Annotated in this window: 12 protein-coding genes and 1 riboswitch; of the genes, 10 read left to right on the forward strand and 2 right to left on the reverse strand. The window is 41.4% G+C overall.

Going from position 1 to position 14,265, the window contains the following annotated elements; translation table 11 throughout:
- Positions 1-46: 46 nt before the first annotated feature.
- Positions 47-532, reverse strand: coding sequence for an anaerobic ribonucleoside-triphosphate reductase activating protein (gene nrdG / locus DWZ47_RS11915; protein ID WP_004297064.1), 486 nt, complete (start codon positions 530-532; stop codon positions 47-49).
- Positions 516-2,609 carry an anaerobic ribonucleoside-triphosphate reductase gene (gene nrdD, locus DWZ47_RS11920; protein WP_004297063.1) on the reverse strand — a complete coding sequence of 698 codons (2,094 nt, stop codon included), beginning with the start codon at positions 2,607-2,609 and terminating at the stop codon, positions 516-518. Before nrdD ends, nrdG begins: the two co-directional genes overlap by 17 nt.
- A 129-nt stretch (positions 2,610-2,738) precedes the next feature.
- Positions 2,739-2,960: riboswitch (cobalamin riboswitch) on the reverse strand.
- Positions 2,961-3,390: 430 nt separating this feature from the next.
- On the opposite strand from nrdD, the gene DWZ47_RS11925 reads away from it, so the two are divergent.
- The 10 genes from DWZ47_RS11925 to DWZ47_RS11970 all read left to right on the forward strand — a co-directional run bounded on the left by DWZ47_RS11925 (position 3,391) and on the right by DWZ47_RS11970 (position 14,215).
- Positions 3,391-4,527: an OmpA family protein gene (locus DWZ47_RS11925; protein WP_008774604.1), complete on the forward strand. Its 1,137-nt coding sequence runs from the start codon at positions 3,391-3,393 to the stop codon at positions 4,525-4,527.
- A 201-nt stretch (positions 4,528-4,728) separates the two neighbouring features.
- Entirely contained in the window at positions 4,729-5,802 is a 1,074-nt protein-coding gene (locus DWZ47_RS11930) for an STM4015 family protein (protein WP_004304045.1), read from the forward strand.
- Positions 5,803-5,805: 3 nt separating this feature from the next.
- Complete coding sequence (locus DWZ47_RS11935; RefSeq protein WP_117513247.1) at positions 5,806-6,816, forward strand: STM4014 family protein; 1,011 nt, start codon at positions 5,806-5,808, stop codon at positions 6,814-6,816.
- Positions 6,803-7,693, forward strand: a complete 891-nt coding sequence (locus tag DWZ47_RS11940; RefSeq protein WP_117513249.1) for an STM4013/SEN3800 family hydrolase — start codon at positions 6,803-6,805, stop codon at positions 7,691-7,693. Before DWZ47_RS11935 ends, DWZ47_RS11940 begins: the two co-directional genes overlap by 14 nt.
- Positions 7,653-8,930 carry an STM4012 family radical SAM protein gene (locus DWZ47_RS11945; protein ID WP_117513250.1) on the forward strand — a complete coding sequence of 426 codons (1,278 nt, stop codon included), beginning with the start codon at positions 7,653-7,655 and terminating at the stop codon, positions 8,928-8,930. The genes DWZ47_RS11940 and DWZ47_RS11945 overlap by 41 nt, the downstream gene beginning before the upstream one ends.
- A gap of 11 nt (positions 8,931-8,941) precedes the next feature.
- Complete coding sequence (locus DWZ47_RS11950) at positions 8,942-10,507, forward strand: STM4011 family radical SAM protein (RefSeq protein WP_117513268.1); 1,566 nt, start codon at positions 8,942-8,944, stop codon at positions 10,505-10,507.
- A 237-nt stretch (positions 10,508-10,744) separates the two neighbouring features.
- Positions 10,745-12,109, forward strand: a complete 1,365-nt coding sequence (locus tag DWZ47_RS11955) for an MATE family efflux transporter (RefSeq protein WP_117513251.1) — start codon at positions 10,745-10,747, stop codon at positions 12,107-12,109.
- Positions 12,110-12,149: 40 nt separating this feature from the next.
- A complete protein-coding gene (locus tag DWZ47_RS11960; protein ID WP_004326679.1) occupies positions 12,150-12,698 on the forward strand; it encodes a Crp/Fnr family transcriptional regulator in 549 nt (182 codons plus the stop codon).
- Between the two features lie 123 nt (positions 12,699-12,821).
- Entirely contained in the window at positions 12,822-13,700 is an 879-nt protein-coding gene (locus DWZ47_RS11965) for a helix-turn-helix domain-containing protein (protein ID WP_117513252.1), read from the forward strand.
- Positions 13,701-13,792: 92 nt separating this feature from the next.
- Positions 13,793-14,215: a pyridoxamine 5'-phosphate oxidase family protein gene (locus DWZ47_RS11970; RefSeq protein ID WP_182281616.1), complete on the forward strand. Its 423-nt coding sequence runs from the start codon at positions 13,793-13,795 to the stop codon at positions 14,213-14,215.
- The last annotated feature ends 50 nt before the right edge of the window (positions 14,216-14,265 follow it).

Genomic DNA, 14,265 nt, shown 5'->3' on the forward strand with positions numbered 1-14,265 from the left:
CGCTCAAACGGTAAATATAACATACTCCGTTTGAGCGTTTCTCTTATTAAGAAATCTTTTTGGAATGATGGGGGAGAAAACGATAAGTTATATCCTCCATTATTCCATTTTCTATGTGGTACAACCGTTGATTGGTCGTTTCAGATTTTAATCCTCCCAGAGACTCGATGTAAGGTCCTAACTTTATATATTGGAAATGAGATACATCAAAGTGCTCCGGCAGCTTGCTCTTCCCGGAGTACCATCCGACTTTTACCGGAGTGATGGTCTGCTTGTGTAAAAAAGCAGCTAATTGTTCCACTTCTGCGGGTGAAGCATCACCGCCCATGAAACAGACACAGGTAATTGCTTTTCCATATTTACCGAGCAGGGTAGAAAGACTTTCTTCCGTCAACGGTTCTCCTACGTCCTCCATTAGATATGCACTGTGGCACCCTTTACAATGGTTGGGGCAGTTGGAGAGGTTGATGGCTAATGTCACCTCATCCGGTATCTCCTGAAAAACAATATCATAATCAGCGTACCGGAGCATAATATCTTAAATCGGCCTCCTTTTGCCGTGCTTGGGAGAAATTGCTGATACGCTTCATATATCCGATGACGCGGGTCAGATAATCCACATTCTCGCTGTGACATTCGGGACATTCATGCAAATACCGTTTGTCGATATGATGGCATTTGTTACATACTGTATTCGGAATATTGAATGTGAAGTAGTTGCAACCTTCGGTAGCGGCAACACGAAGCAACTGCCGGTATTGCTCTTTGCTAAGATGCTCTTCCAGATTCATGTGCAAAGCCGAACCACCCGTCAGATGCTCGATATAACGATGCCCGTGCAGGCGGAATTTATCGACAATGTTCAGCGATTTGTCTTCTACAATATAGAAATAGCTGTTGTAACATTCGCGGTAAGTCTGGAATCCGGCTTCCTTGTCCCATTTCGCGTGTTTCACACCCACATTTTCGGCAGGAATCATTTCGCAGTTGAAAAGTACTTCTTTGGTACGATATTTCTTATTGTATTTCTCAATCATGCCGAGAATCTCCTGCACAAAAGCCTCGTATTTCGGATTGTCGTTGATGTCGATTCCCATAAATTGGGCTGCTTCCACCAGTCCGTTCACGCCGATAGTCAGATATTGGCGGCTCATATTGATATAACCCGCATCAAACAAAGGTAACATACCCTTTGCCTGCAATAATTTCAGGTTCTCATTATAGGCAAGCTGTACTTTGTGAACCAAGTCTACTACTTCTTCCAGGAAGAAAGGGTAGAGAATACCTGATTTTACAGCATGCTGTATACAACGGTTCAGATTGATGGTCAACACGCTCTTCGAACCGGTAGAGACTCCTCCGGCTCCCAATGTATAGCTAAAGCCATTGTCCTGTATTTCATTACGCAGACGGCAGCAGCTACTCAAAGAGTCGGCATTGTCACTCATATAGGTGAAGAATGAATGTCCTTCGGCATACATTTCAGCGGTGAAGTCACCATATTCCTTATCCAGTACATCGCCGTCTTTGGTCAGGAGTGCCATTGTCTCTACAGGGAATGTCAGAACGGTGCGTGTACGCTCCTTATTAAACCATTTCATAAAACGCTTCTGCAACCAGCTAAGCGAATCCCAGTCGGGTTTGCTTCCGTCGGGGAAAACAAAGTGCTCGAAAAGGCTATTGAAATAATACTTGTCATAATAAGCCACATTCCAGAAAACTGCTTGGAAATTGCGGGCACCCGTAGGCTGGTTGATGGAATATACGATTTGCTCGAAACAGTCTGTGATGATTTTATCGATCGATCTTTGTTTCAGAGACAAGTCTGCCAGTTTATCAGGGTGTTTATAATAGTCCTGTCCGTATTCCAAACCAATGAAATAGTTCATGTACATCAGGAATTCAGGAGTGGCACATGCGCCGCTTAGCATACTGGATACGATAAATACCATGTTGATAAATCCTCCGCAGAAGGATTTCAGATTGGTCGGGGCGGTAGAATTGCCTCCTACTGCTGTTGTTCCTGCTATCAGCCAGGGATACATAGTAATACTGGCACAGTAGTTCGCCAGATTGGTTTCATCATTTTTGTAGATGAAGTGATGATTCAGGAGTTCCAAATAACGGTCGGAAGCCTCTTTACCATACATATCCCTCAAACGGTCTGTCAGCAGGCGGCGGTTGAGGCGGATGAAATTGGATTTGGGCAGTTCTCCTATCAGCGTGGCGATATTCTTGTTTTCCACATTGGCGTTGGCATCGTACTTGCTACCGCTGGCAGGGTTGGAAGCATCGCAATAATCCATGAGGAATTTAAGTTTGTCTCTGACTTCACGGTCTTCCAAATGTTTTTGACGATACAACATATACGCTTTGGCCACGCTGTAATAATGTTCTGCCATCAAGGCGACTTCCACCTGGTTTTGGATTTCCTCTACGTTTGTTCCGTCACTGATACTGACACGGCTTAACACATTGGTTATCACATCTTGTGTAGCAAAACTACCTACTGATAAAAATGCCTTGGATATGGCATTTTTGATTTTGTCGAGGGAAAAAGCTTCTTTTTTCCCGTCTCTTTTGATAATGAATATCTCCGAACTAATCATACCTATATTTTAAGAATTAACAAAATAGATTTAGTGCCTACATAGTTATTCATGCACGACAATTTCTGGAGACTTGTAATAAAATGGACCTGTACGATTCGTTCTATTGCCTTTCACCCGAAAGCCTGGAATAACGGAAATTTTATCGGCAGGTCTTCTGACTTGTTTTTGTTGTGGCGCCTTCCCGATCCGTTTCATGAATCAGTGGCAAATGAATGCCATAACATTTCTCTTTTTTATGAGAGAGATAAAACTTACAGCTACGGGGATAGTTCCGGATTTTCACTGGATTCCCTTTTAATTCCGTCTGGTGATAATGCCATTCCGGAAACCGATGTTGGCGGCAAAGTTAGAAATTAAATCAAGATTCCAATTGAAAAGGAAGAAAAATATTCGCTCTTTATCAGAACGATATATGGCATTAACAACCTGATAGCTTTCCGTTTATGTTCTATTCTTCGCATTTTAGTAGAGTCCGGTTTATGTATTTCCTGCCTGATGGATGAATGAAAGTGTAGAATAATGAAATAAGATGCATAATGGTTAGCGATGTTGGGATCCCTTTCTCTTCAGGGAATGAGGCGTTTGCATTGATGTTTCCATATTTTAGATTTTTCGAAAGCATAATAGATGTTAATAGGGCTCATGGCTTGCGAACTAATTTTTGATATGATATGTTGTTTAAAGTGAATAACGAATTAAAAAATAAACTAGAAAGTTAGACATGAACAAACAATACATTTCTAATGATTTAGCAGATAAAACATTACATTTAAAACTTATGAATATGAGAAAATCTATTATTTTATTAGCTTTTATATTGGGTGGCTTTACAGTAGCAAATGCCCAATCAGTTGTAGAAGGTACCAAACTTACAGATAATTGGTCTGTCGGAGTAAATGCCGGTGGAGTTACTCCCCTTACTCACAGTGCTTTCTTTAAAGGTATGCGTCCCACTTTTGGAGTGGGAGTCTCAAAGCAATTAACTCCTATCTTCGGTTTGGGATTCCAAGGAATGGGATATATCAATACCACATCCAGTAAAACGGCTTTCGATGCTTCGGATGTCAGCGTATTGGGTAAAGTCAATTTGATGAATCTATTTGCAAGTTACACGGGCGAACCTCGTTTGTTTGAAGTGGAAGCTGTGGCCGGAATGGGTTGGTTACATTATTATGTGAATGGCGATGGCGATCAGAACTCCTGGTCTACGCGTTTGGGATTGAATTTCAATTTCAACTTGGGTGAAAGTAAAGCATGGACATTAGGAATCAAACCTGCCATTGTGTATGATATGCAAGGTACTTACCCTGAAACAAAGAGCCGTTTCAATGCTAATAACGCAGGTTTTGAGTTGACAGCCGGATTGACATATCACTTTAAGACAAGTAACGGAACACATCATTTTGCCAAAGTGAGAGTATATAATCAAGCCGAAATTGACGGACTGAACTCTTCAATCAATGCACTTCGTGCAGATGTAAACAACAAAGATGGTGAGATCAGCAATGCAAACCAACGTATCAACGGATTGCAGGAAGAACTTGAAGCATGCCGCACAAAAGTGGTTCCGGTGGAGACTGTAGTGAAAACCGCCCGTGTACCCGAATCTATCATTACTTTCAGACAAGGTAAATCGTCAGTTGACGCTTCACAACTTCCTAATGTGGAACGTGTAGCTTCTTACCTGAAGAAATATGCTGATTCTAAAGTGGTTATTAAGGGATACGCTTCTCCGGAAGGTAGTGTTGAAGTGAATGCCAGAATTGCCGCAGCACGTGCAGAAGCTGTAAAAACGATCTTGGTCAACAAGTATAAAATCAGTGCATCTCGTATCACTGCTGAAGGTCAGGGTGTAGGCGATATGTTTACTGAACCGGATTGGAACCGTGTAAGTATATGTACTATTGAAGATTAAACTGATATATTACAGAAATAGAATAACAAAGGCTGCCCCAAAAGGCAGCCTTTGTTGCATATCTTGGGTTGTATTTTTGAATACTCTGAAAGTTTAGTAAACAGATTTCTTTGTACATTACATAAAATGGTTATTTTTGCAGGTATTGTTCATGCGCGTTCTGTGTTGAGTGTGCAAATATCAACCATTAAAAACTGTATTATGAAGAGAGTATTCGTTTTTCAAGATTTTAAATCGCAGAAATTCTGGAGCATAGAGGTAGTCGGAACAGATATTACTGTAAATTATGGTAAGTTGGGGACCGACGGACAAACACAAGTGAAAAACTACGCAACGACTGAAGAAGCTGAAAAAGCAGCCAGCAAACTGATTGCGGAAAAGACCAAAAAAGGGTATGTAGAAACTGCTGAAGAAACTGCACGTGAAATGAAAGTGGAAGCCAAGAAATATACTTTGAGTTATGATGAGTATGAAAACAATGTGAATCTTCTGGATAAGATATTGAAAGATAAACATCTCTCTGAATATAAACAAATAACAATCGGTTGTTGGGATTATGAGGGTGGCGACTGTTCTGCCTTATTACAGGGAATGATTGAAAATAAGGAGAAGTTCGCACAAATAGAAGGCTTGTTCTGGGGAGATATTGAGCAGGAAGAACAGGAGATTTCATGGATTGAACAAGCTGATATTAGTCCGCTGCTCGATGCCATGCCTAAATTGAAAGATCTGAAAATCAAAGGAACCAATAATCTGCGTTTGGGAAAGACTTCACGGCCGGAGTTGCGGTCACTCGAAATTATCAGTGGTGGCCTGCCTACCGAAGTGGTAGAAGATATTCTTGGTTCTGATTTCCCCAATCTGGAAAAACTGATTCTATATGTTGGTGTGGAAGATTATGGATTTGAAGCTGATATTGAGATATTCCGTCCGTTGTTCTCCAAAGAACGTTTCCCGAAGCTGACTTATCTGGGGATCGTCAACTCTGAAGAACAGGACAAGATTGTAGAAATGTTCCTGGAGTCGGATATTCTTCCCCAACTTGAAACAATGGATGTTTCGGCTGGTACTCTTAAAGATGAAGGTGCCCAATTATTGCTGGATAATATGGATAAGATCGCTCATTTGAAGTTTATCAATATGCGCTATAATTATTTGAGCAAGGAGATGAAGAAACAGTTGCAGAGTCTCCCTATGAAAATAGATATTGCTGAAACTGAAGAGGCAGATGAATATGATGGTGAATTGTGGTATTACCCGATGATTACAGAATAGGAGATGCAGATAATCGTTGTCAGCAACTCTCTGTCCAAACGTATAGAATACTTTATTGAAGCAGGCAAACACTTGCAGGTGGAAGTTCGTTTTATGACTTACGGGGAACTTTTTAACTGCTTGCCGCAACTACGGCAGGCAGTTATCAAACTGGAACCTTGTGTAAGCGATGAAACGAATTTCCTGAAATATGCGCTGTTGAATCAGGCATATAAGGAGACACTGCAACGTTTAGGCGAGATGAGGTTATCTGATGACGTGTGCTTTTTGAATACTCCCCATGCTTTATTACGTGCTCTTGATAAAAAGGAAACTAAACAAGTGTTGATGGACAGAGGGTTGAAAGTGACTCCGATGTTACCTTCTCCCCGTTCTTTTGATGAGTTGAGAGAGCTTCTTGCCGATTGCGGTAGAGGATGCTTTTTGAAACCCCGTTACGGTTCGGGGGCGGGAGGTATTATGGCTGTTCGCTATCAACCCAACCGGAATAAATGGGTAGTCTATACTACCTTACAACAAGTGGACGGAGTCATTCATAACACCAAACGTATCCACCGTTTGAGTACGGAAAAAGAGATGATCCCGTTGGCGGAAGCGGTGATGCAAACAGAAGCTATTTTAGAAGAATGGATTCCTAAAGAGCAGTTGCAGGGAGAGAATTATGATCTCCGGGTAGTGTGCCGGGAATCTGAAATTGATTATATCGTTGTGAGATGCAGTAAAGGAAGCATAACCAATCTGCATCTGAACAATAAGGCACATTGGTGGAACGAATTGTCTTTGCCGGAAGTAGTGCGGCAACAAATCTATTTTCAGTGTCAGGAAGCGGTTCAATCTTTGGATTTGCAATATGCCGGAGTGGATGTACTGATAGAGAGAGGAACAGATATTCCTTATATAATAGAAGTCAACGGACAGGGAGATCATGTGTATCAGGATATGTTTGCTCATAATTCTATTTATATTCAACAGATAAAAAACATAAAAAAGAGATATAACCATGCAAATAGATGAACTGCCGGCTGGCGAACAGACCCAAAATCCGGATCTGGATATGAATCAGGTGGTGGGTACTCATGATATATTGATGCTTTGCTTTGATACCTTGCGTTATGATGTCAGCAAGGAGGAAGAAGAGGCAGGAAGAACACCGGTACTGAACAGTCACGGAGGAGAATGGGAAAAAAGACATGCGCCGGGAAATTTTACTTACCCGTCTCATTTTGCCATCTTTGCAGGATTTCTGCCTTCTCCGGCGGAACCTCATTCGCTACGCAGCCGTAAGTGGTTGTTTTTCCCTGTGCAAGCTGGTACGGGACGTATTCCGCCTGCGGGAAGTTATCCGTTTACGGAAGCAACTTTTGTGCAAAGCCTTGCCAATGTAGGTTATGAAACGATTTGTATAGGAGGGGTGAACTTCTTCAGCAAGCGTAATGAACTGGGGCGTGTGTTTCCCGGTTACTTTACTAAAAGTTATTGGCTGCCGACCTTTGGATGCACGGCACCCGATAGTACTGAAAAACAAATTGATTTTGCATTGAAGAAACTCGAAAACTATCCGGAGGACAAACGGATTTTTATGTATATCAATTTTTCTGCTATTCATTATCCGAACTGTCATTATGTGGAAGGCAAAATGAAGGATGATAAGGAATCACACGCTGCCGCGCTGCAATATGTCGACAGTCAGTTACCCCGTTTATTTCAGGCCTTTCAGAAACGGGGAAATACGCTGGTGATTGCTCTTTCCGATCATGGCACTTGCTATGGAGAGGATGGATATGAATATCATTGCATATCTCACGAAACGGTTTATACAGTCCCTTACAAACACTTTATTTTAACGAAAAATGAATCAACCGCTACCACGATATGTAGACTATATGTATAGTTACCCACATAAAACTGCTTATCGTTCTTTTCCGTCCCCGGTTTCGCTGGTTCCTTACCTGAAACAGGTGGAAGGACAGAAAGCATCGCTTTATTTCCATATTCCTTTTTGTAGTCATAAATGTGGATATTGCAACCTGTTTTCTCTGCAAACAAATCGTGCGGATTATATCGCAACTTATTTGGAAACTCTTCACAAGCAGGCGCAACAGTTGTCTCCACTCACTACCGGACTGGCATTTGATAGTTTCGCCATTGGAGGAGGCACACCGTTGCTCCTCACTGTTCCTCAACTGGAATACTTACTGGATACAGCTGCCTTATTCGGAGTGCATCCTTCACATACCTTTACTTCCGTAGAAACATCGCCGGAATATGCCGATCCTGCCCGTTTGGACTTATTGAAGCAAGCAGGAGTGGCTCGTGTGAGTATTGGCGTACAGAGTTTCCTTGACGAAGAATTAACTGCTTTGAAAAGACGTCCCCGGCGAGACATGATTAATCAGGCGCTGGAGGCTATTCGGAAGAGACAATTCCCGTTTTTTAATATTGATTTGATTTACGGAATCAGAGGACAAACTGTGGCCAGCTTTCTTTATTCATTGGAACAGGCTCTTCTGTTTCAGCCTAACGAACTCTTTATCTATCCGCTATATGTACGACCGGGAACGGCTATCACGGAGCGGGAATCCGACGATGTCTGTTTTCAGATGTATTGTGCCGCTTGTGATTTGTTGAAAGACAGAGGTTTTCTACAAACGTCGATGCGACGTTTTATTCATCATCCGTCTACTGATGCGGAAATCTCATGTGGGGATGAAGTGATGCTGTCGTGTGGCTCCGGCGGACGCAGTTACCTGGGTAATTTGCATTATGCCACCCGCTATACTGTTTGTCAGCGTTGTATTGCCGGAGAGATAGATGATTATATGGGCACTACTGATTTTACAGTGGCTCGTAATGGATTTATTCTTTCGCAGGAAGAACAGCGGCAACGTTTTATCATTAAAAATCTGATGTATTATATGGGGCTTGATAAGGCCGAATATGAGCGTCGTTTTGGAGAATCACCGGATAATGTGCCGTTGTTTCGACAGTTAGCTGAACGGCAATGGATAGAAAATACGGATAACGGTCGTATTTGTCTGACTTTCGACGGAATGGCATACTCCGATTATATTGGTCAGTTGTTCATTACTCCTGAAATAAGAGAACTGATGGAAACTTATTCTTATTGAACGAAATAGAAATGGAAAACGAAAGCTCTTTACTTTCCTTCAGGCATATATATTATCGCGGTAAATTGAATAGCTGCAACTATACCTGTTCTTATTGCCCTTTCGGCAAGAAGTCGCATCTGGCAGATACGACACAGGATGAACAGATATGGAATCGTTTTATAGCAGCTATTGAACAATGGAAAGGGGAGCCGTTGCAGCTATTTATTATTCCTTACGGTGAAGCGTTGATCCATCGTTATTATCGGAAAGGAATGATGCATTTGGCGGCATTGCCACAGGTGTCCGGAATTTCCTGTCAGACTAACCTTTCTTTTCCGGCTAAACACTGGCTTGATGAGATTCGTGTGACTCCCACTATGATAAGTAAGATAAGGCTCTGGGCCAGTTTTCATCCAGAGATGACTTCGGTAGAGAAATTTGCGCATCAGATTCATATACTCCATCATGCGGGAATACAGGTATGTGCCGGAGCGGTAGGAAATCCCTCTGCAAAGGCTGTACTTAATGATTTACGGAATGCTCTTTTACCGGATATTTATTTATTCATTAATGCTATGCAAGGGTTAAGGGCACCATTAAGTCAGGAAGATATTCAGTTTTTCAGTCAACTGGATAATCTTTTTGAGTATGACTTGAAGAATGCTCCGGCACAATGGGAAGTTTGCGCAGGAGGAAGGGATAATTGTTTTATTGATTGGAAAGGGGATATGTATGCTTGTCCCCGAAGCCGGGTGAAGATAGGTAATTTTTATCAAGGTGATGGAGCTGTTGTGCCGTTATCTTGCAAGAGGAAGGTTTGTGACTGTTATATTGCATTTAGTAACCTGAACAATCACCCTTTACATCGAATAATGGGAGAAGGGGCATTCTGGCGAATACCGGACAAGCCACTTATTACGACTGTTTTCTTCGATGTGGATGGAACACTGACTGATTCACAGGGAAAAGTTCCAGAAAGTTATGCTAACGCTTTGCGATATATGGCACAGTCCGTTTCCTTATATCTTGCCACTTCTCTGTCGATGGAGCAGGCGAAGAAAAAGCTGGGAAAGGCTCTTTTCTATTTATTCAGGGGAGGAGTGTTTGCAGATGGAGGTTTATTATCTTATTCGCGGCAGATTAAGTGTTTGCCGGTGAAAGTATATCCGGAGGTATATGGAGAATCGTCAAAAGTTACTATTCATAGTTATGAAGGAGTGGTTTACAAGTATAGTATATTGGTACGTGATAAAGAACAGAGAGAATCTATTCTTACCCGGTTGAAAGAAAATCCCTGCCAGGTCTTTCATAAAGCTCCGCTGATAACAGTCATTCATCCTGAAGCGAGTAAAAAAGAGGGGATGCTTCAGTTATGTAAGGCTTTGGGTTTAGCTTCTGAACACACTTTAGTTGTAGGAAATTCGTTAAAGGACTGGCCGATGATGTCCGTGGTTTCTCATTCTTGTGCCGTAATGAATGCGGAACCCTTATTAAAAGAACGCGCACGTTATACGCTGAATCCGGATCGGTTGGCAGCTTTCTTTCGTTTTTCTAACGGAGATCCTATAGACCAAACCTCGTCTGATAATAGTTGATATATAGCTAGTTACATCTTCATAAGAAAATAAAAACCGGTTAAAATTTGGTAATTATGAAAACAAAGCCCATATTTGCAGCCCTGAAATAGGGACAGGCATAAAAATCCTCATCGGAGGGTGCTATAATAATAATTATAGTGCTGGATAAGATGAATGGTGCAAATCATTCGCTTGTCCGGCACTTTTTTTATGTTGTAACAAAATAAGATAAAGAGGAAAAGTATCGAAGAAACTATGAAAGAGTTAGATTTGACACAAGGAAGCGTACCGAAGGTATTGTTGCAGTTTGCAGTACCTTTTCTGATTGCCAATGTGCTCCAGGCACTTTATGGCGGGGCTGACCTTTTCGTTGTCGGACAATATGATGATTCGGCAAGTGTGGCAGCCGTAGCTATTGGTAGTCAGGTGATGCAGACAATTACAGGTATTATTCTGGGTATTACTACCGGGACAACAGTGCTGATTGCTATTGCTACCGGAGCTAAAGACAATCGGAAAGTAGCTTTTACTATCGGGTCTTCCGTATGGTTGTTTTCAATAACCGGCGTAGTGCTAACTTTGGTCATGGTGCTTTTTCATAGTCGGATAGCAGAACTGATGCATACTCCTGTCGAAGCGATGGTAGATACGAAAAACTATATTTTGGTATGCTCTCTGGGTATTCTGTTTATAGTAGGATATAATGTTGTATGTGGTATTTTGCGTGGATTGGGTGATTCTAAAACACCACTTTATTTTGTTGGGCTGGCATGTGTGATAAATATAGTGCTCGATTTTATATTGGTCGGTTATTTTCATTGGGGGGCTACGGGAGCGGCTATCGCTACTGTAACTGCACAAGGAGTCAGCTTTGGAATAGCGCTCTGGTTCTTATACCGGCACGGATTCCATTTTGACTTTTCACGGAAAGATATTCGATTGAACCGGAATCTGTCTAAAAAGATCTTGGTGTTGGGAGCACCTATTGCTTTGCAGGATGCTTTAATCAATGTTTCTTTTCTGATTATCACTGTCATTGTCAATCAGATGGGAGTCATTGCATCTGCTTCCCTGGGTGTTGTTGAGAAAATCATTGTGTTTGCTATGCTGCCTCCGATGGCTATATCATCGGCTGTGGCAACCATGACTGCACAAAATTATGGAGCGGGACTTATCAAGAGAATGAATAAATGTCTTGCTTCGGGAATAGGAATTGCTCTTATTTTCGGTGTGTCGGTTTGTGTGTATTCGCAATTCCTACCGGAGACTCTTACTGCTTTCTTTACGAAAGATGCTGCTGTGGTGGCAATGGCGGCAGATTATTTGCGAGGGTATAGCATCGACTGCATCGTGGTTAGTTTCGTGTTCTGCATTAATTCTTATTTCAGCGGACAAGGAAACTCGTTATTCCCGATGATTCACAGTCTGATAGCCACTTTCCTGTTCCGTATACCGTTGTCATACTGGTTCAGCCAGATAGATAGCTTGTCGCTGTTTATCATGGGATTTGCTCCACCCATTTCAACGGTCGTTTCATTATTGATCTGTATCTGGTATTTACGATATACCCAAAGGAAATTATATTTGAGAGGCACAATGATGCCTGCTATGTCGAATTAGGTGTTTTTAAGTGACATATATTAACTAAAATCTATTTTGTATGGAAGCTTATTTGAAGAAACTCTGTTTTGAGTATCAGGTGGATGAAAGAGAAGTGAAAGAGCTGTTGGCTCGAATGGAAATGGTGTATCTGGATAAAGGAGAAACGATTGCTTCTGCCACAATGCCAGAGCAGAGCTTGTACATTATTGTTTCCGGTATTTTGCATACATATACCACTCATGAAGGAGAAGAGAGAACCAATCGGTTTTTCTCTGCGGGTGATGCTGTGTTATGCTATAATTCAAGTCAGTATTCTATCAAGACACTGACGAAATGTGCTGCTTATTACATCAGTGAAGAGGAGATTGAAGAGTTGTGTGCATCTTCAATTTCATTTGCGAATCTGGTCCGTCAACTGATGGAGTATCAGTTTTACTTTAAAGAGGAAGAGGATATGAATGCCCGCAAGCTGACAGTAAGGGAAAGGTACCTCTCTTTATTGGCGGAAATTCCAGATATTCTGTACAGGGTGCCATTGAAGCACATTAATCATTACTTGGGGGCAGATGTGACCAGTTTGGGATATCTGGCCGGAAGTTCTAAATAGGAAATATAACCTAGACATATTTTTCTATGTATTCCTTATCAGATGGTTCATGGCTTATTCAATCGAATCGAATTTGAAAAGTCTTTGGATTATTTGGTAAGGAATACTATTTTTGTATTCTGAATGAAAAACTCAATACCTCGATATACTTTTTATAAGCATAAGTATGGGAGTGAACTTTTGGTCGATGTAGTAGAACTGAAGTATGTGAAGAAGTTCCTGGCTAAAAGTGCTGTCCACACTCTAAATTATTATGATATTACTTTTATAACAGAAGGTAAGGGAGCTTTTTCAGTCGATAACCAAACCTATGAAGCAATTCCTCGTGACGTTCTTTTCTCTAAACCGGGGGAAATCCGGAACTGGGATACTCATCATATCATCAATGGGTATGCTCTGATTTTCGAAGAAGAGTTTTTGTCTTCCCTCTTTAAAGATTCTTTGTTTGTACGGCATCTTTCGTTTTTTCAGATAGAAAGTTCTTCATCACTACTACATTTGTCTGATGAGCTTTATACACGCATACTTGAAACCTTGCATGATATAAAGATGGAGATTGATTCGTATCAACAGGGCGATGTACACGTTTTGAGAGCATTACTTTATGAAGTCCTGATGTTGCTGGACCGTGCTTACCTTAAAATGACTTCGATAGAGGAGGGCAGAAGTAGGGAAGTTTCCAATAATCATGTAAGTAAATTCATGAATTTGGTTGCTACACATGCAAAAGAGCAACATTCGGTTCAATATTATGCGGATAAGCTCTGCATTACTCCTAATTATCTGAATGAGATGATAACCTCGACCATGGGAATCAGCGCAAAACAATATATTCAGAGCAAGGTGATGGAAGAGGCTAAGAGGCTGCTTGTTTATACGGACTTTCCTATAGCTGATATTGCATTTGAACTCTGTTTTTCAACGGTTTCTTATTTTATCCGTAGCTTCCGGCAGCATACGGGAGAAACTCCGTTATTGTATCGTAAAGCACACAAACCGTAAAAAGTGCTATTTCTACCTTTCTTTTTATTGCATTGCTTTCCTGGCATTTCTCTACTTTCGCATCAGATAATAAACCAATAATAAAAAGTAAAATGATGAGAGACGCGGAAAAAACAGTAGGCAACATGATTGATAAGCTGAAAACAGCTTTTATCGGTTCGATAGACAGTGAAGGATTTCCTACCATCAAAGCGATGCTGCAACCCAGAAAAAGAGAGGGGATAAAAACGATTTATCTGACAACAAATACTTCGTCCATGCGTGTGGCGCAATACCGGGAGAACAACCATGCATGTATCTACTTCTGCGATACGAGATTCTTTAGAGGGGTCATGCTACGCGGTATGATGGACGTCTTGACGGATAGTGCCAGTAAAGAGATGATCTGGCAGGAGGGAGATACCATGTATTATCCGGAGGGAGTGACGGATCCCGATTACTGTGTATTGAAGTTTACTGCTATTTCAGGACGTTTCTATAGTAATTTTAAATCGGAAGATTTTGTGGTCGAATAAGGTGCAAGATGGGGTGATTGGAATGGTAATAAACAAAAAGAGACTGAATA

It is taken from the genome of Bacteroides sp. AF32-8BH, from assembly GCF_003435205.1.
In the GTDB taxonomy this organism is placed as follows: domain Bacteria; phylum Bacteroidota; class Bacteroidia; order Bacteroidales; family Bacteroidaceae; genus Bacteroides; species Bacteroides ovatus.

Bases quoted from the DNA above. Each gene is read 5' to 3' on its own strand.
- nrdG (WP_004297064.1), bottom strand. From the start codon at position 532: ATGCTCCGGTACGCTGATTATGATATTGTTTTTCAGGAGATACCGGAT.
- nrdD (WP_004297063.1), bottom strand. From the start codon at position 2,609: ATGATTAGTTCGGAGATATTCATTATCAAAAGAGACGGGAAAAAAGAA.
- DWZ47_RS11925 (WP_008774604.1), top strand. From the start codon at position 3,391: ATGAATATGAGAAAATCTATTATTTTATTAGCTTTTATATTGGGTGGC.
- DWZ47_RS11930 (WP_004304045.1), top strand. From the start codon at position 4,729: ATGAAGAGAGTATTCGTTTTTCAAGATTTTAAATCGCAGAAATTCTGG.
- DWZ47_RS11935 (WP_117513247.1), top strand. From the start codon at position 5,806: ATGCAGATAATCGTTGTCAGCAACTCTCTGTCCAAACGTATAGAATAC.
- DWZ47_RS11940 (WP_117513249.1), top strand. From the start codon at position 6,803: ATGCAAATAGATGAACTGCCGGCTGGCGAACAGACCCAAAATCCGGAT.
- DWZ47_RS11945 (WP_117513250.1), top strand. From the start codon at position 7,653: ATGAATCAACCGCTACCACGATATGTAGACTATATGTATAGTTACCCA.
- DWZ47_RS11950 (WP_117513268.1), top strand. From the start codon at position 8,942: ATGGAAAACGAAAGCTCTTTACTTTCCTTCAGGCATATATATTATCGC.
- DWZ47_RS11955 (WP_117513251.1), top strand. From the start codon at position 10,745: ATGAAAGAGTTAGATTTGACACAAGGAAGCGTACCGAAGGTATTGTTG.
- DWZ47_RS11960 (WP_004326679.1), top strand. From the start codon at position 12,150: ATGGAAGCTTATTTGAAGAAACTCTGTTTTGAGTATCAGGTGGATGAA.
- DWZ47_RS11965 (WP_117513252.1), top strand. From the start codon at position 12,822: ATGAAAAACTCAATACCTCGATATACTTTTTATAAGCATAAGTATGGG.
- DWZ47_RS11970 (WP_182281616.1), top strand. From the start codon at position 13,793: ATGATGAGAGACGCGGAAAAAACAGTAGGCAACATGATTGATAAGCTG.